Origin of the sequence: Gilliamella sp. B2969 (assembly GCF_026536195.1) — a bacterium.
In the GTDB taxonomy this organism is placed as follows: Bacteria; Pseudomonadota; Gammaproteobacteria; order Enterobacterales; family Orbaceae; genus Gilliamella.
In genome coordinates, this window is record NZ_JAFNOP010000002.1 from 294,544 (window position 1) to 319,287 (window position 24,744).

The following is a 24,744-nucleotide window of genomic DNA, read 5'->3' on the forward strand; positions in this document are numbered from 1 at the left end:
AGAACACCATGCCAATTAATGTAGCTAGAATTGATGATCGCTTAATCCATGGACAAGTAATTACTACTTGGGTAAAAAATTACGATATTGAACAAGTGCTGATAATCAATGACAAGGTCGCTGCGGATAAAGTACAGCAATCAGTACTAACCATGTCAGCACCGCCAGGATTAAAAGTATTGGTTTTCGGTGTTCAACAATTTATTGATATCTTAAAAAAGACCCCTATCAAAAAACGTACTATGCTTTTATTTACCAATAGTATTGATGTTAATGCCTTAATCGAGGGCGGACTTGAGCTAGAAAAATTGAATGTTGGTGGTATGCGCATGCAAGACGGGCGTCATCAATTATCAAGAGCGGTATCTGTTACGCCTGAAGAAGAACAGGCTTTTAGAAATATTATCGCGAATAATGTTGAAGTTGAAGTCCAAATGGTGCCAAAAGATCCAGTAGTTGATCTTAAAACTTTACTTAACTGATTTTCGCTTTTATCGCTATGACTAATCAAATTGGAGGTTAACTTATGTTAACACAGGCTATTCTTGTCGCCATTTGGGCGGGAATTTGTTCGATGGATGACGTCGGACCACAAATGCTACGAAGACCATTATTAACCGGTACGGTAGCTGGAATTATTATGGGAGATATGGTTCAGGGACTTGCCATTAGTGCTACCCTAGAATTAATGTGGATGGGTATTGGCAATGTAGGGGCTTATTCAGCGCCCGACATTGTTGCAGGCGCAATTATTGGTGTGTCTTTAGGGATTACAACAGGTGGTGGTATTGCAACAGGAATTGCACTTGGCGTGCCGGTCTCTTTACTGTGCCAACAATTACTCATTATTTGGCGTTCGTTTGCTTGTTTCCTTAATCCATGGGCAGAACGTTCTGTATTAAGTGGAAGTTATAAAGGCCTAGCTAGAGTTCACTTTTTTTCAACGCCTGTCTGGTTTTTAATTCGAGCTGTGCCGTGCTTTATTGCGATTTATTTTGGTAGTGATTTAGTTAAAACCATTCTTGATGCTATTCCAAAAAGTATTATTGACGGCATGGGCGTTGCATCAAAATTAATTCCAGCGGTCGGTATTTGTATCTTATTATTAATGTTGTTAAAAGGACGCATGTGGTTCTTCTTTTTACTTGGTTTTATGTTAACCACTTACTTAAAATTACCTATTATTCCAATCACCTTTATCGCCCTTGCCTTTGCTGTGCTTTATGACATGGCGTCAAGTGGTAACAGTAATAACAATAACGCCGAACAATCAGATAATAAACCTGCATTAAATAATACTGAAGAGGACTATGATCTATGAGCACTCAACATAAAATCACTAAAAAAGATCTTAATCGTATCTTTTGGAATCTGCAAACCATGTCTTTTTCTTATAACTATGAAAAAATGCAGATGATCGGATTCGCCCACTGTATGACGCCGGTATTAGAACGGCTTTATCATGATGCTGATCAAGAAACCCGTGTGCGGGCTATGAAACGCCACTTGGAGTTTTTTAACACGCAAATTAATGCAGGTGCATTAATATTAGGTGTAACCGCTGCAATGGAAGAAAAAACCAGCGAAGATGAAAAAGAAGCCGTTGTATCGGTTAAAGCAGGCCTGATGGGACCCTTTGCAGGTCTGGGTGACAGCTTACTAAAATTTACTTGGATGCCAATTTGCGGCAGTATTGGCGCAGCTTTTGCCTTACAAGGTAACATTATTGGTCCGATTTTAATGTTTTTGATTTATAACTTGGTGAATGTACTATCAAAATACTTTTTTATTCATTATGGTTATAACAAAGGGGTTGATCTCATAGAACAATCTAAAAATTCTAACATTATTCAACGAATAAGTAATCTAGCTAATGTTGTAGGTGTTATGGTTTTGGGTTCATTAATTGCAACAACGGTAAAAATATCCACGCCACTATCGATTAATGTCGGTGAACAATCCATAAAAGTACAAGAGATGTTTGATAAAGTCATGCCAAACTGTTTGACCTTACTTTTTGCCTTGGCTACATTCTTTTTAGTTAAAAAATTTCAAGGAAAATATACCGTTACTTTGATTTTAGGTGTCATGGTAATTGGCGTGATATTTTCAATGTTTGGTATATTAAAGTAAGGATGAATCATGATTACAAAAACACAAATAGCATCAGTTATCCGCAATAAAGTTGGACAATTAGAAGTCTCGTTTAACATTGATCAAAACCAACCTATAGATTTATATTGGACTGATGAAGCTAATGCCAACTCTGTACATAAAACGTTAGTGAGTAAAAACATAAAAAGTCCTTTTACTTTTGATGACCCATTACAGGGTAAAAAACGAATTTATTTAATTTTGGCCATTGCAGGAAAAGATAACTTCATATTTGCTGAAAGAACATTACCTATAACCGGACTAAATAATTTTCGTGATTTTGGTGGCTACCTAGGTGCATCAGGTAAACGTGTAAAATGGGGACAACTTTATCGTTCTAATCATTTATATGGTTTAAAGCCGGATGCTGAACAATATATCAAAGCATTAGGGATTAAAACGATTATTGATTATCGAAGCATAAACGAAATCAAAACCAGCCCAAATACTTTTGTCGGTGAAAAACATACCTTCCATTTAGATGCATCAGCACAAACAGCCGAACTGGCCGCACAGTTTGCCGCCGATCCAAGTGATGAAGATCGTGCATTAGTTGAAAGTGTTATTCGAGATATACCAAAAGAGTTGGTCAATGGCGAAGGCAAACAAGTTCTAGAACAATATCGTAATTTTGTAGTAAGCGATAAATCTAAAAATGCTTATCGGCAAATGCTCAACGTTGTTTTAGATGCCAATAATAGCCCTAGCATTCAGCATTGTCGTGGCGGAAAGGACAGAACAGGTTATGGCGTATTATTAATTCAAGTCATGCTTGGTGTGAGTGAAGATGACATCATTTATGATTACATGTTGACACACGATAATCGCTTAGAAAGAAATAAAATTAAAATGGCGGCTTATCGCAAGATTACCGATAATGAAGATGTGCTTGGTTATCTGCTAAGTCTAATTGATACTCGAGAAAGTTTTGTAATTGAAATCCTCAATACCATGAAAAAAGTAGCAGGAACGCCAAGTAATTATATCAAGCAAGAGCTTGGTTTTACTGATGAACACTTCAAATTAATGCAATCTATCTACTTAGAATAATTCATTAACAAATAACCAATAGAAAAGCGCAATTTTATTGCGCTTCTTACAATTAAATTAAGGGCTATTTTGCATTGCCCTACTCACTTAAATTTACCATTCATCAATGAAGTTAGTTATGCTAAAGCATGACAATGACACATTAAGTTAAACAATTAAACGAAACCAACTCCAATAATGCCTGCACAGGGTGTTTTAAACTATAGTTATCAAAGCGCTTAACTTGGCTGCGACAAGAATAACCCGTTGTTAAACAAAATTGTTTAGGATATTTTTCAAGTGCTTTTTGCCAAGATAATTGATACAACTGTTTCGATGAGTGCAAATTATTAACTTCATGACCATATGTACCTGCCATACCACAACATCCAACACTAATAGGTTGTAATTGTGCGCCAAACTGCTTGAAAATATATTGCCACTGTTGATTACTTGCTGGTAATTGTGTCGTTTCGCTACAGTGACCAAGTAAAAACCATTGTTTATCACCATTACTGATTGTGATATTAGGTTTTGAAATCTTAGTTAAAACATGCGTCAGCCACTCATGTGACAGTAAAACACTAAAATCGCCTAACTTATCTTGTAAAATCAATTTATATTCATCACGGTAGCAAAGCACTAAAGCAGGATCAACGCCAACCATTGGAATATTTAATTGCGCTATTTGCGATAACACATCAGAAGCAGTTTGAGCAGTTTTGGCAAATTGTTTTAAAAAGCCTTTTATATGCTGAGCCTTACCATTAGGGACAAAAGGCAATACAACGGGTTTGAAGCCTAATTTTTCAATCAAACACACAAAATCAAATACGACTTTTGCATCGTAATAGGTTGTAAAGGGATCTTGCACCACTAATACATATTGTGCTTTTTCAGTCGCCGATAAATTCTGTAAATATTCTAATTTAACATTTGCGCTAGGATGCCCAATTAACTGTTTTTTTAATGTTGGAAAAGACAACATTGGTAAACTTGCCATTCCAACTGTTTTATTAGTCAGGTATTCTGTCACCGACATTTTCATAAAAAAATTAAAAAAACGTGGGGCACGAGCCATTAATGGTAAATAGGATTCAATATTACCAACTAAATAATCACGCATTGGTCTTAAATAACGGGTGTGGTAAAGTTGTAAAAACCGAGCCTTAAAATCAGGTACATCTATTTTAATCGGACATTGTGTTGAGCATGCTTTGCATGACAAACAATGGGCCATCGAATCTTTTACCTCGTGAGAAAAATCATATTGGCCAAATTTGGCCTGTAAAGTATAAACAAGCTTTTTAGCAAAACTGACTAAACGACTCTGTTCCTTGGGTAATAATGTATTAAGTTCATCTTCTTTAACACCCAATTCTACCATCAAACGTAGCCATTCTCGCACTAATGCTGACCGCCCTTTCGGTGAATAAATACGGTTTTGAGACAATTTCATTGATGGACACATTGGACTATTAACATCGAAATTAAAGCAAAGACCATTACCATTGCATTCAGTGGCACCATGAAATACGCGTTTTACACTAATTGGAATTTGTCGATCATAAAAACCACGCGTGACTGATTCAATACTTATCATGGGGTCATTACTATTTAATGGTGCACAAATTTTACCTGGATTGAGACGATTATCAGGATCAAATGCTGTTTTGATAATACGAAGCCCATGATATAACGTTTCGCCAAAAAATGCTGGGCTATATTCGCTACGAAAACCTTTACCGTGCTCACCCCAAAGTAAACCGCCATACTTAGCCGTCAGCGCCACAACTTGATCCGAGATTTGCTTTACTAACTTTTCTTGCTGTGGATCACACATATCTAAGGCGGGTCTAACATGTAATACCCCAGAATCGACATGTCCAAACATACCATATGTTAAATTGTGGCTATCAAGTAATGCTCGAAATTCATGAATATAATCGGCTAAGTGCTCAGGAGGAACACATGTATCTTCAACAAAAGGAATCGGCTTACGCGCCCCTTTAGCATTACCAAGCAAACCTACTGCTTTTTTACGCATTGCATAAATTTTTTCAATTTCGCCAAGTTCGTGACATGTTTGATAGCCGATGATGCCTGTTGAATGATCTAACATAAGTTGATCAAGAATCAGGCATAACTTATCCATTTTCCCTTTGACAGAATCAAAATCATTACCAGCAAATTCAACAATATTAATACCTTGCATCTGATGATTATCGACCTCTGTAATTAGGTCCTTAATGGATTGCCAAATAATATCTTCTTTGGCTAGCCCTAAAACTTTTGAATCCACTGTTTCAACAGATAAAGCGTCTGCTTTGACTAAAAAGGGAGCATTACTTAGCGCGGATTGAAATGAATCATATTTGATATTAATTAAAAATCGATATTTTGGTAATGGAATAATATTTAATTTAGCTTCGGTGACAAACGCTAATGATCCTTCACTACCTGTTATGATTCGTGTTAAATCAAACTCAGTCAAATTATCATTAAAAACATGTTTAAGATCATAACCGGTCAAAAAGCGATTTAATTGAGGAAATTTATCTAAAATCAATTGACGGTTATTTTTGCAATAATCAAAAACAGAACGATAAATAGAAGAATCATGCGCTAATTTTTCGATTTCGGTTAGATTTTTTTTGCCTGTTTCAAGTAATTCACCAGTAATTAATACCGCTTTGAGTGCCAAAACATGATTAGATGTTTTACCATATATCATCGAACCTTGTCCTGAAGCATCGGTATTAATCATCCCGCCAATGGTTGCCCGATTACTGGTTGAAAGTTCGGGTGCAAAAAAATAGCGATAAGGTTTTAAGTATTGATTTAATTGATCCTTAACGACACCAGCCTCAACCCTCACCCAACCTTCTTCAATATTGAGCGCTAAAATTCGGTTCATATAACGTGACAGATCGACAACAATACCACTGTTTAATGACTGCCCGTTGGTGCCTGTTCCTCCACCCCTTGGAGTAAATTTTATCGTTTTAAACTCATCACGTTGAGCTATACTTGCTAGTAATTGTACATCATCAGTTGAACGAGGAAATAAAATAGCTTGAGGCATCAATTGATAGATACTATTATCTGTCGCCATGCTAAGACGTGATGCATAGCTGTGTTCAATATCACCTGTATAAGCAGAATTTTTAAGCGCTATTAAATAGTTAAGTGTTACCTCATTTATTTGAGGCGAGATGGATAATCGAGGAATCATAATAAATCTGCTATCAACAATTGATTTTTTACACAGTGTAATTCAAGCTGAATATATCGTCAAAGCATGTTGATTTATTATACAATGCTCATTATTTAATTTAGTTATGACTAGAAACCTTAATTGACTTCAGGGTACTTATAGATCCAAGTAATATTAGGATAATTAGCAAACGCATTTGGAAATAAGTAAATGCCCGTTAATAACGGAACATGTGAATACGTCCATTCTGGATTAAAATCAGGTTGAACTTTAACAATGGAATCAAAAAGCAGTGTAGTGCAGTACAAATGGGGGTGATCACGCGATGCTAATACAAATTCCTCACCCTTTTTCGTTAAAATATCCTCAACAATTTGCTGCTTTTGTCGATCTGACAAAAAATTAGGTCTGGCTACCGCATATTTTTCGGCAAACTCTGGAGTGATAAATTCGGCTAAACTAGAAATAATGACTTGGTTTGGATAGTTAATATCATCACTTGTTGTTGCGTGAATAATTTTAACTTCAGGCTCGATAGATATTATCATACCAATATGTGAAAAATCCCCACCACTAACCTGATTAACAATAAGACTATCAACTTGAATCCCTTTTCTAAAGATCCAATCGCCCACTTTTACTGAAGCTGTTAATTGACGATTTACATCGGCAGTAGCAACCGGTACATTGGTCAAAACCAACTTCGTCAATATGATAAAAATTATAGGAAAAAAGCGAACATATTTCATCAAAACCAATTCCTAATAAAAAAGGGTAAATACGCTTTACCCTTTTTTATTGTATTATCACAATATTGATTATTCAATCATTGATAGACTAGTTAAAATTCATCAACCATTTACCATCAATTTTTATTAAACTTGCACTCCCACCCTCTTGTTGCGTTTTATCTTTGAAAAAGACAGTGGTTTTAACTTTTGCCATCGTTTTATCTTCATTGATATATTCAGCAGGGGAAGCTTGAACTTTATCAACGCCACCATGTGCTTGAGCCAATTTTTGTGCTTTATCTATGACTTGTTGCATTTTTGATTTAACTAAGTCTTTCATATCAAAATTTTTGTTAGTTTTGTCTTCTGGTAGATACATTAGATTGATAACAGTCTCTAGATCACCGCTATAAACAGCTTTAACACAATTTTCGGCCGTTCTTTCTGGTGATTCTTCGGAAGAACATGCAGAGACCATAAAAGCAAGTAAAAAGACGCTAAAGAATTTCATTACTAATTTCATTGTTTCATTTCCTTACAGGGATAATTTAAAATGTATTAAACTGTTAAGCCATATTGCAATAATAAATATGGCTCATACTTACGAAACATACTAACGTATTTATCTAGATGAATCAAAGGTAAAATAAACAATATACTCAATATCAGCTATTTGAAATTAAGTAGCATATTTTGCCAACTTTGATCTAATTTAGCTTCAATCACTATCGGTTGTTGTGTGATAGGGTGAATTAACGCTAAACAGCTAGCATGTAACATTAATCGTTTAATACCAAAATAGTCAGTGAAAGCTCTATTTTGATGAAGATCGCCATGCTTGCTGTCGCCTAAAATGGGATGAAAGATATGTTTCATATGACGACGTAATTGGTGTTTTCGACCTGTCTTAGGTTTTAACTCTACAAAGCTATATCGTGCTGTTTTAAATTTTCCAACACTGACAGGTATCTCAATTTTGCTAATCGCTCGATAAAAAGTTACAGCATCTTGAGCAGGTTTATTACGTTGCGCAAACTTATCGGCAATTTTATCGAGCTCTTCAATCAAGGGATAATCAATCACTGCTTCGCCATCGACATAACCACGAACTATTGCATGATAAGTTTTTTCAATTTGTTTTGAGTTAAATTGTTCTGACATTAGACGCGCAACGTCACTTGATAATGCAAATAATAATACACCAGAGGTTGGTCTATCTAACCGATGTATAGGAAAGACATGCTGCCCAATTTGATCCCTTAGTGTTTGCATAACAACAACGGTTTGTTGTTTGTCTAACCAGCTACGATGTACCAACCATCCTGAAGGCTTATTAATCGCAATTAAATCATTATCTTGATAAAGAATGTCGAACACAATCAATATTTACCACGTTACTTATAAAAAGAGTTTTTTCAATTCAGTTGCAATACTTGGGCTGTTATTATCACCAATTGCATAATTGGCATGTGATTTAACTTCATCATCAGCATTTCCCATCGCGATGCCCAATCCTGCAATCGTTAGCATACTGATGTCATTATAACTGTCACCAAAAGCAACAATTTCGTTTAAATCGATTTGCTCATGTTGTGCCCAATGAGTAAGTCCATTACCTTTAGTATTGCCTTTGATCGCAACATCAGCACGATTCGACCAAGACCATTCACACGAAAACTGATCAAGTTTGTCCACTGCTTGCGAAAATTGCTGTAATGCGGGTAAATTATGACTACTTGTTGCAAATTTAAATATTGCTTTAGACTCTTCAATTACCTTTGCAAAACTATCGACCTTTTTAATTTCAGGCTGTAAAAAAGCTGGTAGCGCATTAACCCATTTAAAAAATCCTTCCAGATGATCATCTAAAACTTCATAAGTCATCATCTTATCAGTGTAAATCAAAGTATGGATACCATAATGATTAACTAGATTTAACAATATATTAGCTTGATCTTTAGTCATTGGTTTTGCCGCTAAAGTTTTATGATTTTCGAAATCATAAAGATACGATCCGTTGCAACAAATAGCCGGCGTTGATAAGTTAAGTTGATAATAATAAGGATAAATAACTGAATGATGGCGACCAGAAACTAAAATAACTTTTATACCTTTATCACTGATTTTTTTTAATACATCAACTGTTTCTGGTAAAATAAGGCGATTACTCGCCAGTAGTGTGCCATCCATATCAAACGCAACCGCTTTATACTTCATATCTATCCTCTTGTGTTTATACCATTTAACCTTAAAGTAAATATCCAATCGTTAATTTTATACTATAAACAATCTTACTAAATAAATAAGATTAAAATTCTATTTTTTGACGACCAATAAATGAATGAGATAGTGTTGTACCATCTACCATTTCAAGTTCACCACCAACCGGAACACCATGAGCAATGCGCGTAGCGATAACATTAAATTCAAGACACATTTGCGCAATATAATTAGCTGTAGCATCACCTTCAACAGTCGGATTAGTAGCTAAAATAACTTCATTTATTTGCTCTGTTGATAATCTTTGTTTAAGCAAATCAAGACCAATATCCGTTGGTCCAATACCATCAAGCGGTGACAAATGACCCAATAAGACAAAATAGCGTCCACTATATTGTCCCGTTTGTTCAATAGCTATTATATCAGCGGGTGTTTCAACCACACAAAGTTGACCACTACTTTGCCGGCGAACATTAGCACAAATATTACAAATATCTTGTTCAGTAAAAGTACGACACTGCTTACAATGGCTTATATTAATCATAGCTTCATGCAATACATGCGCTAAATTTATACCACCTTGTCGGTTGCGTTGTAATAAATGAAAAGCCATTCGTTGTGCTGATTTTGGTCCTACGCCTGGCAAGCAACGCAAGGATTCCATTAATGATTCTAGTAATGGGCTAATTTGCATAAAATAATTTAGTAACCAACAATTTATTATTTATATTCATCATACCTTGTTTCTATTATTGATTAAACAAGATATGTTCTATTGATTTAATTAACGATTAATCAAATTTATTCAAAAAAGTGTAAGCAATTTTTCTAATAATTTATATTTTATAAGTCATAATATTGTTAAATTCAAAACAAATTAGCAAACATTCAATACTGTTTTTCAACTATTTTAAATGTTTACGATAAAAACTTTTAGGCTCAACACCTTTAAATAGTCTGGCAATGTTACTGCTATGCCGAACAATAATTAGGCATGAAAGCATCGCAACAGGTAAGGTGAGTTCAGGTTTAAATAACCAAACATAAAATGGCGCTAAAAGAAAACCAACAATTGCAGCGACAGAAGAATAACCGGTGATAAGTAAGACAATAAGCCAAGTTAAAATAAAACAACCGGTAAAATCTAACCCAATTGGGACCATCATCCCCAAAGCTGTCGCCACGCCCTTTCCACCGCGAAAATGAAAAAAACAAGGAAAAATATGACCCAAACAAGCAGCAATACCAATTATGCCTAAAAAGAAAGGGGAAATACCAAGCCGATAAGCAATATAAACAGGAATAGCACCTTTTAGCATATCAAAAACTAACACAAATACTGCTGGCAATTTGCCACTAATGCGCAGTACATTTGTTGCCCCCGGATTATGAGAACCATGTAATGAGGGATTTTGTAATTGCATAATACGACTAATAATCATCGCACCGGATAGTGATCCACATAAATAGGCAATAATGATCATCGTTACAATTTGTATTATCAAAATGCCATCCCTCATAATTTTTAATGATCCAAGTAAAAACAGGTAATGCCGCATTGGTATTAACTGCTTTATGCGGCATTAAATTGTTAATAATACAAATTATACTTAAGTAAAGAACTAATCCCTAATGTCATTATTAACAAACAACTTTAACTCTTTTTTTGCTTTTCTAATAATGGTTTTAAATATTGCCCAGTATAAGATATTTTCGATTCAGCAACATCTTCTGGTGTACCTTCGGCAATTATTTGACCGCCACCACTACCACCTTCAGGCCCCAAATCAACAATCCAATCGGCAGTTTTGACAACATCTAAATTATGTTCAATAACAACAATGGTATTGCCTTTATCCCTCAACGAGTGTAACTGTGCAAGTAACTGTTTTACATCTGCAAAGTGTAAACCAGTAGTTGGTTCATCTAGAATATAAAGTGTGCTACCAGTATCTCGCTTAGATAACTCTTTTGCAAGTTTTACTCGTTGCGCTTCACCGCCGGATAATGTTGTTGCTGACTGGCCAATGGTAATATAAGCAAGGCCAACATCAATTAAAGTCTGTAATTTGCGTGAAATCATCGGTACCGCATCAAAAAATTCTCGACCTTCTTCAACAGTCATGTTGAGGATTTCGTTAATCGATTTACCTTTGTATTTGATTTCTAATGTTTCTCGATTATATCGTGCGCCATGACACTGATCACAAGGTACATAGATATCGGGCAAAAAGTGCATTTCAACTTTTATTAAACCATCACCTTGACAAGCTTCACAGCGTCCCCCTTTTACATTGAAACTAAATCGACCTGGATTATATCCTCGTGCACGCGCTTCAGGTACGCCTGCATAGAGTTCACGAATAGAAGTAAAAAATCCAGTATAAGTTGCAGGATTAGATCGGGGTGTGCGACCAATTGGGCTTTGATCAATCGCAATCACTTTATCAAAATAGTTAAGCCCTTTTATTGCTTTATAAGGTGCAATTTCACTCTTTTCTGCACCATTTAACTCATTTTGTGCAAGTGGATATAAAGTATCATTAATCAAAGTCGATTTACCCGAGCCAGACACGCCAGTAATACAGGTAAATAAGCCGACAGGAATATTTAAGGTAACATCTTTAAGATTATTACCGGTTGCACCAATAAGTGAAAGTATTCGTTTTTTATCGACTTTAGTCCGATTTTTGGGAATTTCAATTTTTTCTTTACCAGATAGATATTGACCAGTTAATGAATTTTTACAGTCCATAATCTGTTTTGGTGTACCTTGTGCAACAACTTCACCACCATGCACACCTGCACCGGGGCCAATATCTATCACATAATCGGCCGCCATAATGGCTTCTTCGTCATGTTCAACGACAATAACGGTATTACCTAGGTCACGTAAATGGGTCAACGTATCAATTAAACGGGTGTTATCTCGTTGATGTAAACCGATTGACGGTTCATCAAGAACGTACATTACGCCAACCAATCCAGCACCGATTTGACTAGCTAATCGAATACGTTGTGCCTCACCTCCCGATAACGTTTCGGCCGAACGTGACAAAGTCAAATAATTTAATCCAACATTAATTAAAAATTGTAGACGATCATTAATCTCTTTCAGTATTTTTTCAGCGATTTGCGCACGTTGACCAGTTAAAGTTAGCTTATCAAAAAAATCTTTGGCTTGCTGTGTACTTAAATCACTAATCGTTGGCAAATTAGTATCATTAACATAGACATGCCGTGCTGTGGCACATAATCGAGAACCACCACAGCTTGGGCAAGGACGATTACTAATATATTTAGCCAGCTCTTCACGAATAGTTTGCGATTCGGTTTCTTTATAGCGGCGAGTTAGATTATTAATAATCCCTTCAAAAACATGTTTACGTTTAACTACATCACCACGATCATTAGTGTAAACAAATTGAATTTCGGTATTACCAGAACCATTTAATAAAATATCTTTTATTTTTGCCGGTAATTTTTCATAAGGAGTGTCAATATCAAACTTATAATGCTCGGCAAGTGATGTTAACATCTGAAAGTAATAAAAATTACGACGATCCCATCCCTTAATTGCGCCAGCAGCCAATGAAACCTCGGGCATTTGCACAATACGTTTTGGATCAAAGTATTGCTGTACCCCTAAGCCATCACATTCAGGACAAGCACCGGCTGGATTATTAAACGAAAATAATCGAGGCTCAAGTTCAGAAATGCTATAACCACAAATTGGACAAGCAAAATTAGCTGAATATAGCTGTTCTTCGGCTTTTGGATCATCTAAATTGGCAACTTTTACAATACCATTTGTTATTGAAAGTGCGGTTTCAATAGATTCAGCTAAACGTAATTTTAAATCATCGCGAATACGAAAACGATCCACCACGACTTCAATCGTATGTTTTTTCTGAAGTTCGAGTATTGGGGGATCAGATAGATCATACACATCACCATCAACTCGAACACGGATATAACCACTGGCTGCGAGCTGCTCAAACAGTTTAACAAATTCACCTTTACGTTCAGTAACAACGGGGGCAAGCAACATATAACGGTTTTCAGATGGCAACGCCATAATACTATCAACCATTTGCGAGACTGTTTGCGCAGCTAAAGGTAAATTATGATTTGGGCAACGTGGTTCACCGATACGAGCAAATAAAAGTCGTAAATAGTCATAAATCTCAGTGATTGTCCCTACTGTTGAACGCGGATTATGCGATGTTGATTTTTGCTCAATCGAAATCGCTGGTGATAATCCTTCAATATGATCCACATCGGGTTTTTCCATAAGCGATAAAAACTGACGAGCATAAGCCGACAACGATTCAACATAACGGCGTTGTCCTTCTGCATATAAAGTATCAAATGCTAACGACGACTTTCCTGAACCAGAAAGTCCGGTAATCACAACCAGCTTATCTCTAGGAATGATTACATTGATATTTTTCAGATTGTGCGTTCGCGCACCACGAATATCGATATCTTTGATTGACATAGATCTCTTCTTAAAGTGAGTTTTTAGACGAATTAGGAAAAAATTAACTGTATATTATACCAGTAACATTTGATTAAATATACTACTATATAGATCAATAGTGTCGGTTAGCAAAATTTCAATCATATTAGCCAATAATTCTTAATTAATTAGCACGAATAAAGCATTTTTTGCCTCTTACTGTGCGTATTCAAACTTTTTGGTAAATAAATTAGAACTAAAAATTATATTTTTATAACTGAAAATTATTAGTTTAGAGAATTTACTCACCTTACAATAAACCAATCATACATTTTTTTAAAAAAAGGAGCTATTTTGAATAACGAAGTCTTGCAAGCATTAAATTTATTAAAATCGAAAAAATGGGTAGATTTAACTCATGCATTCGATCACAATTCTCCCCATTTTTTTATGTTTAAACCTGCTGAAATAAAAACGCTGTTCGATCATAGCGACGGCTTTTTAGCACAGAATTTTAGTTTCGCTGGTCAATATGGTACCCACTTAGATGCACCAATTCATTTTGTTCCTAATACTCGGTATTTGCATGAACTTGAATTACAAGAATTAGTATTACCATTAATCGTAATCGATCAATCTAAACGCGCAGAACAAGATCCCAACTTTTCTTTTTCTAAAGATGATGTTTTAGCTTTTGAAAAACAACACGGACAAATTGAAGCGGGTAGTTTTGTCGCACTGCGAACAGACTGGAGTAAGAAATGGCCTTCACAATCAGCAATGGAAAATAAAGATATAGAAGGAAACAATCAAATTCCAGGCTGGGGAATTGATGCATTAAAATTTTTATTTGAAGAGCGTAAAATTAAAGCTATTGGTCACGAAACGTTTGATACTGACTCTGCGAAAGCATTTCGAGAAAATAATGCGTTAAAGGGTGAATACTATGTTTTAGAGCAAGATACTTATCAAGTTGAGTTAATGACCAATTTAGATCAATTGCCAACCAAAGGAGCAGTTATTTTTAATATCGTAGCCAAACCCAATAATGCCTCAGGTTTTCCGGTACGTTCTTTTGCAATATTGCCCTAATCTATTTATTTAACCCTAAAAATTAGCATTTAATATTTTATAACTAATATATTAATTTACGTTATTGTGGTATAAAAAACGGTCATTATTGACCGTTTTATTGGCTAATTTTCAATTAATGTCGGCGTAGCATCCAAAGGAATAATAGCCCCACGATACTGAATAACAGTGCCGGCAACAAGGTGCCCTTGCAATGCTGATTGCGCAGGATTTTGCCCACTTAAACGTGCACCCAGGTAACCGGCACTAAATGAGTCGCCTGCAGCTGTCGTATCAATCACTTTTTCTTTGGCTATTTTATTAGCAGGTACATCAAAACGTCCTTCGGCTGATTCGATAATACAACTATCGCTACCACGTTTAATCACAATTTCTGTCACACCAAAGTTTTTAGTACGGTCAATGACTTGTTCATATGGTAGTTTGCCCCATAATAGATCTTCGTCATCTAGCGTTAAAAATGCAATATCGGTGTAAGATAGAATATCGGCATATACGCTACGCGCTAAATCAAGACTACGCCATAAGCGCGGACGGAAGTTATTATCAAAAATCACTTTACCACCATTGGCTTTAACGCGTTTTAATAAATCCAATAATTTCAGAATACTTTCAGCATCTAATATGGCGATACTAATGCCACTCAAATAAACATATTCATAGTGAGCTATTTGCTGGGTGATACTTTCAGTTTGAGTCGTCTTTAACCAAAACTTAGCCGCTGCATCATTACGCCAATAATAAAATGAGCGTTCGCCATGTTCATCGGTCACAATCGAATAAAGCCCAGGCATTTTATCAGACATTTTTTGCACAAGATCGGTTTGGATCTGCTCTTTTTGCCAGCTATCAAGCATTTCTTGACTGAAAGGATCAGTTCCTAATCCAGTCACATAGTGAATCGAAAAATCTTTATTTTTTAATAAACGAGATAAATAAACCGACGTATTAAGTGTATCGCCTCCAAAGCTGCGGGTTGTTGAATCTTGTTTTATCGAAAGTTCAATCATACATTCGCCAATAACAGCGATTTTTGTTGTCATAGTGCTACCTAAAATCCTTACTTCTATTTATAAATAATCCAATGCGATTTTTACCACAACTTTTCGAACCGTTGCAATCTTATTATCGACAGCACAAAGCGGTTTATGCACTTCATTAGGTAAAAAAACAATAAAATCGTTCGGTTGTAATATTAACATGGTTTCTTCTTTTGGCGTCTCGATAAAAGCAATATCATTTTCAGCGATTTTATCATCTAAAATTTGAGTATAAGGAGGTAAAGTAGAAATAGCCATCCCTTCTTGACCCGCTAAAACAATTTGCACATCAATATATTTTTTATGGTATTCAGGCTTTGCTTCATGAATATATCTTGATGAATTATCAGACACCATAAAAAACATATTATCACCGTCAATATCATAACGACCAACAGGGGTATTGCTATTAACATTGTCTTTTACATATTCAATGGATTGTTTTATTTTGGCGGGTAAATAAGGGACTAACCCTAAATGATTAATATTACCTAAAATCATACTCAATGATCCTTAACTGAGAAATTGGCACAATACTTGATACTTTCATTATTTGGAATAATGGCATCGGATAGAATAGCGACTTAAATTTTTATGAGTATATACTTAAGTCACCTATTTTTGTAGGGGTATTATGAATATCTTTTTTACTCTCTTTTATGTTTTTAACAACATGATATACTTTCGGGCGATTAAATTAGGAAAGTGAATGAAATGAAGACGTTTATTATAAACTTAGAAAGAGAATCAGAAAAAAGAGAAAATATAAAAAAAGAGTGTCAAAAATTAAAACTTGATTTCGAAATCTATAATGCAGTCGATGGTTACACACTATCTGAATCATTTATTCAAAACATTGTCTATGATTATCCCAATAATTATTTAACGAAAGGCGAAATCGGTTGTGCGCTGAGTCATATCAATGTCTATAAAAAAATTATAGAATATAACTTACCCTATGCACTAATTATTGAGGATGATACTTTATTTGATACAAAATTACCTGATTTTTTAAAAGCTTTTGAAGAAAAAAATAATAAAAAAGGAATTTTTTTATTAACTGGTGATTTTGATTATCTTGTAAACAAAAAACTTAATTTGAACAATTTTGATCTTTTTGAAGTGACCAAGGCGGTGAGAGCTTCTGGTTATATCATTACAAAGGACGCGGCGCAAAAGTTGATTAACTTTCTATTCCCTGTGCGTTATGAAGCAGATATGTTTAAAGTATTTAGATTATGTGCAGGCATTAAATTATATGCAACTTTACCTAGTTTAATCACAACAAATGAAGAAAGCCTAATTAAGTCATCAATACAAACAGATAGAGCGCCAAAGATTAAATTGCGTTCAGATTATAGAAAAAAACTGTTCAAAAAAGATAAAAAGAAAAGAATGGTCAGTTTATGGTTTAGAAAACAGTTTATTCAACGATTTGAAAAGACAAAACATTATGATGATTAAAATAATATCATTTATCTAATGCAGACAATTAATCAGAACTGGACTTAATGCTGTTAGCAATAGATTTAATAACGTGTTTAGTGCGAAAGATTACCGATATTTTATCTATTAGTTATCTGGATAGCGATAATCAACTTTTAACTCGCTTAAGTATTTATCACATTGATACTCAAGTACTTGATTAAGCTTTCACTTAAAAGCTATCGTCATCAGTATTTGCAATAATCTGCCAACACTTTATATCATCACTCTTTTACGATTATAGATAATGAAGATATTTGATAGCGCTTTGTATGTTGCGGTTATTTAACATTTGAGAATCAAGGTCAATAATATTTGCCAAGTAAAAACAGGCTTGCTTAATATTCGCTACAAATGGACGAGAGCTTATCAATTTTGTCTTTGAACTAGGATGATTTTATGACTAAAATAGTGGAATTATGGCACAAGCAACAATTGCCAATTAAAGACGGTATTTATTTTGCCAGTGGTCAATCTATTGCGCTCGATGCGGTATTTTTTCCGCAATTATCAATTCATGTAGGTGAAAAATTTGACCTTAATGTTATTTTAAATAACGATGCCGATAATTTAACCAATATTGATATTTTCGATAAAATCACTCTTGCTAATGGTGATCAATGTATTATAGGAGAAGGTAGTTATGGTTCAGAAGGTTTTATTGCCTATCTATCGGCTAATCAGGATTTAATTTGGGTGATATATTTTGAAAAATCGAATCCTTTTATCAAAGTATTACCATTAACCAACCAATCAATTATGGTTGAATCAAGCGCCAATTTTCAACTGATTATCGAATTGGCTAATCCGGTCAATCTTAAATTAATAAAATAAATTACAAATTAGCTTTATTTGAGCTAAAGGTGCTCAATTATCTATCAATAAAATGAACAGGATATATGGTATTTCAATTGTAAAACAATTGGTTATAATGAAATAACAATCATTCTATAAAAGAATAAAAAATGAGTGAATTCTCTAAATTATGCCAAGACTTAGATTTCCCCTTTATTGATACCTTTAGTCAAGACTGGAAATATGAAGTCCCAATTAAATATCGAACATCTGAGTGGTTAGCTAAATATTTATACGCTTATCTTAATAATAATTACTCAACAACACAAAAACAGATACTCATGAATTTGTGTCTTAACATATGCAATGATTTATTATCTGAAAATCCTAACCAAAACAATCCTATAATTTTTCAATTATTGAAGGTACTCTATAGCCATTATCAACTACATTGGCAGCTAATTCATTATTGGGCGGCAACAAATCAACCTTTAGACAATTGCTTTGCTTTAACCCAAAAAATAAGAGAATTACAACAAACATATCTTATTAATGCTAAAGAGTGGCTTGCGTTAAATCAGGCAGAACAAGATCTATTAACCGCTAAGAATAATTTTTGGCAATGTCCAGATTTTTTAATGCAGCTTCAAATCGCCCTGAATTTATCATCGCAACAAGTTGTCGCATTAAGATTAATCGGTGAGGGTAAATTAAAGGATGAGCAGCTAAGCCATTTACTACCAAGCATTATTGCTATCGCATTAGATAATAAGAATGATAACTGTATTCTTGCACAAGACATTTTACTAAAGCTGAAAAGTAATCCCTATATTAATCAGCAAATAATCAATCTATTAAATGATTATATTGATGATCATGATCAAATTATCTACCGCAAAATGGTGCAGCTATTGGCTATTTTAGATTTTCCAGATTTAACCAATCGGTTAATGAATCGCTGTAAAACGAGTAATAAAACTGAAATTGTTCAAATTTATAATGATTTTACCAAACAGATAATCAATCAATCTAACCGCCTATCGGACGATGAATTAAACCTAATTCAAAACCGATGTGATAGTGCAACACCTGGTCCATGGCAATCGTACGTGGAAGGTCGTGATCATAGCAGTGGTAGCAATTTTATTATGACGGGGAATGAACACGAGCGTGGTGAGGATATTGAACTAATTGGTGCAACAAATAACGATCAAGACTTTATCGCCCATGCAAGACAAGATATACCTAAGTTAATTAACGAAATCAGACGATTAAAGCAGTTCATCGCCCAAAACATGCAGCCTAAAAAATGAGGTTATATAAAATCACTATGCCTTTGCTAGCTTAATCCGAAAACGTTTTTTAAAAGAAAAATAATGGGCAAAGATATTTTATTTAAAAAGGCACTTAACGCTATGAATCATGACAACTTGCAACTAAATAGCCATTTAGATACAAGACGGTTAAGTATAAAATCATTGAAATAACTATTTTCAGAATGAAAAATCAGTGTTTTTAGCAAAGGTAACAAAATAGAATATCACGTGATGTTTATCAAAGATCTCATTAAACCAGAATAAAACTTGTCATCGAATCTTATTTCATCGTTTTATCCTATTTAATCAATGAATTTTTGCTGGTGACTCAGTGGTCAACCAGCAACTTTTTTCCATCAATGCGCTGCAACTTTTGAAAAAAGATTAATAATGACCACACCAAACATAATAAATCCCATACCAATTAAAGCGGCAAGATCTAACGTTTGTTTCATAAATATCCAGGCAATTAGACTAATAAATACAATTCCAATTCCCGACCAAATCGCATAAGCAATACCAACAGGAATAGTCTTTAATGCTAATGATAGTAGATAAAAAGAAGCGCTATAACCCACTATCGTAATCACCAAATAAGTAAGATTGGTAAAACCGTTAGATAATTTTAGTGATGAAGTAGCAATCACTTCACAAATAATAGCCAAAAATAGCAAAAAATACGCATTCATTATAGTATCCAAAATTAATTGACAAAAAAGCAAAAAATTAATTAAGTCCCGAGAATATTAACTAATTATTATTTAATTGATATCAAATTAAAGTTCTCAATTTAATAATAAAACTAACTCTTTATTTTTAAGTTCCTAAAATAAATTTAACAAAATTATTTCATATGCTTTGATTTTTGATAGAACAAAGCATTAACCCTTGTTGTTTTGATTATAGATTCAATAATGAATATCAAAGTAGGTAAAAATGCTTTTTTTAAAAAATTGATGAGATGTTGTCAAAATTAATACCACTAATTTGATTTAAGCTGAATTTTCTAAGTTAAATACTTAAAAAGTTATCATAACGCTAATTTACCAACACCAATTTTTTACTATAGTAATATACTAATCATAAAAATCTTAATATTTAGTTTTCAGTTAAGTTTTCAATAAAATAAGTATACAATTAACAAGATTTAGTATACAAAAACTCAACAAAATATATGTGAGTAATTTGTATAGTAAATCACGATAAATAAAAATTAATAATTAGCGTTCATCACATCGCGGATAGCTCTAAAATACTGTGAAGATCCATATTGCTTATTATCATCTTTTATCTCAAATTTTGCATGATTTTGATCTTTTTCAAAGGTATTTGGTGCTAATTCAACATAATAAGGCACCATAAAGACTGCTCCGTTATTATGATGACGTAAAATGGCCTTCTTTATAACACTTTCATCTTCAAGCATCGGATGAGCCTCAGGTAAACCATATTTTTTGATTTCTGATTTTTTCAACCATTGAAATGTATAATCACCATAAAAAGCTGAACCATAAGTATTAAAACCGAGATTATAATGACTATTCTTTTTAAGTGAATCTGCTGCAGCTATTTTTTCTTCATTCCAATCACCATTGAATACCGGTGCAATTTGATGTGAAAAAACTTTATCTTTACCAATACAAGAAGAACTAACAATATCTGAATACTTAGAAATTTCTTTAGTCACCTCTTTTTCTCTGAAATTAAAAAATTCTTCAGAAAGAGGATTATAATAAACAGCTATCAACGACTCTGGATAATCATTCCAAAATCGAATTTTCTCTTCTATAGGAAATTCAACTGCTTTACCCACTGGTTTAGGAGTACTCTGCTGACGATCCATAACTGAAATATCAAGGTGCTTCATCAATGTCAATTTATCTGAATTTTCATGCACAATATCAACAGAATGAATTCCATGACTCATATTACGAAAATCTAGGTAGTAACGATAACCAACAGCTGACGTTCCAAGAGACGGTAAAGCTTGGTAAACATCCATTCGATTAAGCCCTGTATCAGCATACCCAGCATCAACTCCATCTACAAAAATCTTAATTTTTGCTGGTCTATTTGATGTTCCTTCTGCCCAACCATAAATGGCCAATTTACCTGAAGATTCATAATTCAGATGTTCAAAGAAATTATTTAAATGATCTGTTGTAATATCTTTTGATGGAGGATTAATATCTTCAAAAGATTCAAATTGTGAACCAAATTTATTATTTAGATTTTCAATTTTTTTATATTTTTCAACTAAATAATTACGAAATCTTTTAACAGAATCAGGTGAATAATCTGTAAGTTGAATTTTTTCTTTATATCCCATTCCATCAAAAAAATTAGGAAATGTAAAATGTACCTCACCAAGCACGGTCATAGCACGAATTTTATTTTTGTTTGAATTATCCATATTACATATTTGAGTGAGAATTTCTTTCAAAGATGCCTGACGTATTTTGTCAATTAACGAATCACTTGCATTAATTGCCCATGGATAAGTTTTACTTGCAAAATAGTCATCAATAGGTATATTACCATTACTAAGTTGCATCAGATTCTTTCTATCCAAATTGGCTATCTTATCTTCGGTCTCAGCTCCTTTAGAAACACTAAAATGATTTGAAAAGAGATAAATAACAACCGGCAATTTACTATCTTTCATCGTTTTAAGTTGATAACTGATATTTTTCTTATTAATAGTAAACTCACCATTTTCTTTCATATCTACGAATGATAAAAGAGGTAAAGTAAGTACATAACCGATTTCAAATTTACCGTCACTACTTTTTTTAGGTCCGAATGCAGAAAGTTTTTTCTCTATTAAAGATGCTGGGGTTTCATTAATGGACTTACAATAACTTTGTGCATCATAAGCATTAGTAATTCCTTTTTTTATTGCTGATTCACATACAGCTGCACCACCCAGCATTGGAGCAATTAATGTTTCTTGCGCTTTGGCAACAAAAGGGATTAAAGAAATAAAAAACATAGTTGATACTGATTTCATAGGCTGCTCTTCAAATTAATAACATAAAATTTATACTATTTTATCATATTTCATATGTGTATTTATTTACTAAATTCATTTTATTTTAAAAAATATATTAAACAATTTTCAAAAAGCTTTTTATAATAAACTTAAAAAAGTATAACAAATAATTAGAAATTGCTGTGATAATAGAACAGATTAAAATAAATAGAAAAATATAGAAATTACTTTTGGAAAATGAGTTTCCAGAAGTGAAATAAAAAATAGCTAAAAAAATTTCTCGTTAAATTCATTAGGTATTGTGAAATCAAATACCATGGCTAGGTTGCTCTATTTTAAATTGCTCTTACTGGATTCTTATCGACGTGAGCAAGTGAGACTTCAATCAAATCATAATCAAAACCATATTCATTTAATGCTGTATTGACAGTTTCTTTATTCATATGTTTATTGAAAGGTGCTTTTAATGTTGGGAAAACATATTCACCCCACCACTAATAGGCTTCATAATTTCAATTATCTTTATTGCCTGTTTATTTAGTGGAATAGTATGATCTCTTTCATTTTCTCTGCAGGTATCGTCCATAATTCACTTTTTAGGTCTATTTCTCTCTATAATGCAGATACTGCCTAAATTGGTCTTATTATGGTAAGTAGTTGCCGTTCAATCAAGCATCTTGTTTGTAATTCAATACTAGCCAAAGAAATAGCTTTCATAACTCTCGGTAACTCTGACGGTAGGAACGTGAGCGTATTTTGCTTATGGGCAACTTTAAACACAGCCCCTATTTTTACCAGTTGGATTATATTCAATCAGATCATTGTTAATAACATAGGTCATTACTCTTTGTTCCACTAGTGATATCTCTTGAGTTTTGTTGTTAAAGCCATTTTTCAGCCACTTTATAAAATGTATTATCTTTCCTTTGTTTGATTGGTTTTGTATAGATTGTTTATGCTCTTGTGGATCTACTCCTTGAGATACTAAAGAACGATATTCATCTCTTTTTTGTCTTGCATAAAGTAATGTGATTTCTGGATAACTACCAAAGCTGACTAATGTGCGTTTTTTTTGAATCAGGATTAATATAATTAAATCTACAAATTTTTGAGCAATTAGACTTAACTAATAAATATAAACCATTGCCGTCTGATAAAGTAAAATCCTTTTCATTTGGCTTGGCTGACTTGATTTGAGTATCATTTAAAGGTTCTATAATCTTGACCATGTTACACGAATTTAAGTTATATTTGAGCGTATAACATAATATATAACATGAAAGTTTGAATTTCGCTAAGTCTTCTTGAACTTAGTTAAACAGTAAATTAGCTAGAAAGCTTGTTATATAAAGGTTTTTTAAACATTATTGAATTTGCATTAATTAAGGAGTGGTGGGTTGTGAGGGGATCGAACCCGCGACCAATTGATTAAGAGTCACATGTATTATTATTTAACGTGTTTTTAATTTATTAATATTCAATTAGTTATGAGGTTAGCCAATTTAAAATATGTATATTTATTCACTATTTTTTGTTATTTTTAACAAAGTTTACGGCACAAATACGGCACACTAATTTTCTGCGATCCACTTCCCACAATTTAACTTCAATTCTCACTTCTAAAAAACATTAGTTTATGATGTATAAAACTAACTAATCTTACATAACATGATCACAATAAACTACACAAAAACAATTTACATACTAACCGACCCTAATAACGATTCAATATGCGGTTGAGTATGTAAAGTTGCAGATTGATGTATTATTCTGGTTTTGACGGCCATTCAATATCTGGCGCAGTATTAACATTTATCTGATTTAATTCAAAACGATATTTTTTCCAGCATTTTAATGTTTCGATTTGTTGTTCTGTTGCAATCTCTGCATCGACCGCATCTTGCAGATTACTAATTGCATTATTCGCATCATTCAGTAATTGTGACTGTTGTAATTGTGCTACTGTAATATCATGCTGATGTCGTTTTTCTTTATCTAGCACCCATTTTTTACCGTTCCAGCTATCAAATTCACTGGTCGGTTGTAATAATGTAAATCCGTTTGGAATATCTCCAATTTCTGTTACTGTTGATTCTGCACCATTTGCTATTGAGTAGATTTTTTTGCCACGATGATCCACTGGGTATATCCATTTGTCACATTGACGAACAATTGCATGATCATCTTCTACTTGTTTGGGTGCATCTAAAC

21 protein-coding genes and 1 pseudogene are annotated in these 24,744 nt (G+C 33.6%); 8 read left to right on the plus strand and 14 right to left on the minus strand.

Annotated features, from left to right (window positions below; all coding sequences use genetic code 11):
* Positions 1-8 precede the first annotated feature (8 nt).
* Genes J3U66_RS02935 through J3U66_RS02950 form a run of 4 tightly spaced genes read left to right on the plus strand, consistent with a single transcriptional unit; the run spans position 9 to position 3,204 of the window.
* On the plus strand, positions 9-482 hold the full coding sequence (locus J3U66_RS02935; RefSeq protein ID WP_267332639.1) for a PTS system mannose/fructose/N-acetylgalactosamine-transporter subunit IIB: 474 nt from the start codon (positions 9-11) through the stop codon (positions 480-482).
* Positions 483-526: 44 nt separating this feature from the next.
* Positions 527-1,321, plus strand: a complete 795-nt coding sequence (locus J3U66_RS02940; protein ID WP_267332638.1) for a PTS mannose/fructose/sorbose/N-acetylgalactosamine transporter subunit IIC — start codon at positions 527-529, stop codon at positions 1,319-1,321.
* On the plus strand, positions 1,318-2,133 hold the full coding sequence (locus J3U66_RS02945; RefSeq protein WP_065635003.1) for a PTS system mannose/fructose/sorbose family transporter subunit IID: 816 nt from the start codon (positions 1,318-1,320) through the stop codon (positions 2,131-2,133). The genes J3U66_RS02940 and J3U66_RS02945 overlap by 4 nt, the downstream gene beginning before the upstream one ends.
* Positions 2,134-2,142: 9 nt before the next feature.
* Positions 2,143-3,204: a tyrosine-protein phosphatase gene (locus tag J3U66_RS02950; protein WP_267347920.1), complete on the plus strand. Its 1,062-nt coding sequence runs from the start codon at positions 2,143-2,145 to the stop codon at positions 3,202-3,204.
* A 142-nt stretch (positions 3,205-3,346) separates the two neighbouring features.
* Here J3U66_RS02950 and J3U66_RS02955 read toward each other — a convergent pair whose 3' ends face one another.
* From J3U66_RS02955 to uvrA, 8 genes are all read right to left on the minus strand, one after another.
* Positions 3,347-6,418: an FAD-binding and (Fe-S)-binding domain-containing protein gene (locus tag J3U66_RS02955; RefSeq protein WP_267347922.1), complete on the minus strand. Its 3,072-nt coding sequence runs from the start codon at positions 6,416-6,418 to the stop codon at positions 3,347-3,349.
* Positions 6,419-6,537: 119 nt separating this feature from the next.
* Positions 6,538-7,149, minus strand: a complete 612-nt coding sequence (locus tag J3U66_RS02960) for a YiiX/YebB-like N1pC/P60 family cysteine hydrolase (RefSeq protein WP_267332635.1) — start codon at positions 7,147-7,149, stop codon at positions 6,538-6,540.
* Positions 7,150-7,237: 88 nt separating this feature from the next.
* Positions 7,238-7,654: a DUF4878 domain-containing protein gene (locus tag J3U66_RS02965; protein WP_267347924.1), complete on the minus strand. Its 417-nt coding sequence runs from the start codon at positions 7,652-7,654 to the stop codon at positions 7,238-7,240.
* Positions 7,655-7,800: 146 nt separating this feature from the next.
* Positions 7,801-8,508: a tRNA pseudouridine(65) synthase TruC gene (truC, locus tag J3U66_RS02970; protein ID WP_267332633.1), complete on the minus strand. Its 708-nt coding sequence runs from the start codon at positions 8,506-8,508 to the stop codon at positions 7,801-7,803.
* Positions 8,509-8,529: 21 nt separating this feature from the next.
* Positions 8,530-9,348, minus strand: coding sequence for a pyridoxal phosphatase (locus J3U66_RS02975; RefSeq protein WP_267332632.1), 819 nt, complete (start codon positions 9,346-9,348; stop codon positions 8,530-8,532).
* A 91-nt stretch (positions 9,349-9,439) separates the two neighbouring features.
* Positions 9,440-10,045: a recombination mediator RecR gene (recR, locus tag J3U66_RS02980; protein ID WP_267332631.1), complete on the minus strand. Its 606-nt coding sequence runs from the start codon at positions 10,043-10,045 to the stop codon at positions 9,440-9,442.
* A gap of 211 nt (positions 10,046-10,256) precedes the next feature.
* Entirely contained in the window at positions 10,257-10,856 is a 600-nt protein-coding gene (gene plsY, locus J3U66_RS02985) for a glycerol-3-phosphate 1-O-acyltransferase PlsY (RefSeq protein ID WP_267347925.1), read from the minus strand.
* Between the two features lie 149 nt (positions 10,857-11,005).
* Positions 11,006-13,846, minus strand: a complete 2,841-nt coding sequence (gene uvrA, locus J3U66_RS02990) for an excinuclease ABC subunit UvrA (RefSeq protein ID WP_416379541.1) — start codon at positions 13,844-13,846, stop codon at positions 11,006-11,008.
* A 321-nt stretch (positions 13,847-14,167) separates the two neighbouring features.
* Here uvrA and J3U66_RS02995 point away from each other — a divergent pair, with 321 nt between their 5' ends.
* Positions 14,168-14,905, plus strand: a complete 738-nt coding sequence (locus J3U66_RS02995; protein ID WP_267344305.1) for a cyclase family protein — start codon at positions 14,168-14,170, stop codon at positions 14,903-14,905.
* 104 nt (positions 14,906-15,009) lie between these two features.
* Here J3U66_RS02995 and J3U66_RS03000 read toward each other — a convergent pair whose 3' ends face one another.
* Positions 15,010-15,948, minus strand: a complete 939-nt coding sequence (locus J3U66_RS03000) for a sugar kinase (protein ID WP_267344307.1) — start codon at positions 15,946-15,948, stop codon at positions 15,010-15,012.
* A 27-nt stretch (positions 15,949-15,975) separates the two neighbouring features.
* The gene (locus J3U66_RS03005; protein ID WP_267344308.1) at positions 15,976-16,446 is read right to left on the minus strand and encodes a YhcH/YjgK/YiaL family protein; all 471 of its coding nucleotides are present in this window, start codon (positions 16,444-16,446) and stop codon (positions 15,976-15,978) included.
* A 213-nt stretch (positions 16,447-16,659) separates the two neighbouring features.
* On the opposite strand from J3U66_RS03005, the gene J3U66_RS03010 reads away from it, so the two are divergent.
* The 3 genes from J3U66_RS03010 to J3U66_RS12880 all read left to right on the plus strand — a co-directional run bounded on the left by J3U66_RS03010 (position 16,660) and on the right by J3U66_RS12880 (position 19,538).
* Complete coding sequence (locus J3U66_RS03010) at positions 16,660-17,409, plus strand: glycosyltransferase family 25 protein (protein ID WP_267332625.1); 750 nt, start codon at positions 16,660-16,662, stop codon at positions 17,407-17,409.
* A gap of 420 nt (positions 17,410-17,829) precedes the next feature.
* The gene (locus J3U66_RS03015; protein ID WP_267332624.1) at positions 17,830-18,264 is read left to right on the plus strand and encodes a hypothetical protein; all 435 of its coding nucleotides are present in this window, start codon (positions 17,830-17,832) and stop codon (positions 18,262-18,264) included.
* A 977-nt stretch (positions 18,265-19,241) separates the two neighbouring features.
* The gene (locus J3U66_RS12880) at positions 19,242-19,538 is read left to right on the plus strand and encodes a hypothetical protein (protein ID WP_416379713.1); all 297 of its coding nucleotides are present in this window, start codon (positions 19,242-19,244) and stop codon (positions 19,536-19,538) included.
* A 359-nt stretch (positions 19,539-19,897) separates the two neighbouring features.
* Here J3U66_RS12880 and J3U66_RS03025 read toward each other — a convergent pair whose 3' ends face one another.
* The 4 genes and pseudogenes from J3U66_RS03025 to J3U66_RS03040 form a co-directional block, all read right to left on the minus strand.
* A complete protein-coding gene (locus J3U66_RS03025; protein WP_267347929.1) occupies positions 19,898-20,230 on the minus strand; it encodes a DMT family transporter in 333 nt (110 codons plus the stop codon).
* 524 nt (positions 20,231-20,754) lie between these two features.
* A complete protein-coding gene (locus J3U66_RS03030; protein WP_267347930.1) occupies positions 20,755-22,551 on the minus strand; it encodes a beta-galactosidase in 1,797 nt (598 codons plus the stop codon).
* 320 nt (positions 22,552-22,871) lie between these two features.
* Positions 22,872-23,762: pseudogene (locus J3U66_RS03035) on the minus strand (integrase arm-type DNA-binding domain-containing protein); the annotation flags it as partial.
* Between the two features lie 536 nt (positions 23,763-24,298).
* Positions 24,299-24,744: tail fiber assembly protein (locus J3U66_RS03040; RefSeq protein ID WP_267347932.1), on the minus strand; the 446-nt coding region annotated here is incomplete at its 5' end.

Coding starts and splice junctions, on each gene's coding strand:
- J3U66_RS03030 (WP_267347930.1), bottom strand. CDS start 22,551: ATGAAATCAGTATCAACTATGTTTTTTATTTCTTTAATCCCTTTTGTT.
- J3U66_RS02955 (WP_267347922.1), bottom strand. CDS start 6,418: ATGATTCCTCGATTATCCATCTCGCCTCAAATAAATGAGGTAACACTT.
- J3U66_RS02935 (WP_267332639.1), top strand. CDS start 9: ATGCCAATTAATGTAGCTAGAATTGATGATCGCTTAATCCATGGACAA.
- J3U66_RS02960 (WP_267332635.1), bottom strand. CDS start 7,149: ATGAAATATGTTCGCTTTTTTCCTATAATTTTTATCATATTGACGAAG.
- J3U66_RS03005 (WP_267344308.1), bottom strand. CDS start 16,446: ATGATTTTAGGTAATATTAATCATTTAGGGTTAGTCCCTTATTTACCC.
- recR (WP_267332631.1), bottom strand. CDS start 10,045: ATGCAAATTAGCCCATTACTAGAATCATTAATGGAATCCTTGCGTTGC.
- J3U66_RS03000 (WP_267344307.1), bottom strand. CDS start 15,948: ATGACAACAAAAATCGCTGTTATTGGCGAATGTATGATTGAACTTTCG.
- J3U66_RS02965 (WP_267347924.1), bottom strand. CDS start 7,654: ATGAAATTAGTAATGAAATTCTTTAGCGTCTTTTTACTTGCTTTTATG.
- J3U66_RS03015 (WP_267332624.1), top strand. CDS start 17,830: ATGACTAAAATAGTGGAATTATGGCACAAGCAACAATTGCCAATTAAA.
- J3U66_RS02975 (WP_267332632.1), bottom strand. CDS start 9,348: ATGAAGTATAAAGCGGTTGCGTTTGATATGGATGGCACACTACTGGCG.
- J3U66_RS03010 (WP_267332625.1), top strand. CDS start 16,660: ATGAAGACGTTTATTATAAACTTAGAAAGAGAATCAGAAAAAAGAGAA.
- J3U66_RS02950 (WP_267347920.1), top strand. CDS start 2,143: ATGATTACAAAAACACAAATAGCATCAGTTATCCGCAATAAAGTTGGA.
- J3U66_RS03025 (WP_267347929.1), bottom strand. CDS start 20,230: ATGAATGCGTATTTTTTGCTATTTTTGGCTATTATTTGTGAAGTGATT.
- J3U66_RS02940 (WP_267332638.1), top strand. CDS start 527: ATGTTAACACAGGCTATTCTTGTCGCCATTTGGGCGGGAATTTGTTCG.
- J3U66_RS02945 (WP_065635003.1), top strand. CDS start 1,318: ATGAGCACTCAACATAAAATCACTAAAAAAGATCTTAATCGTATCTTT.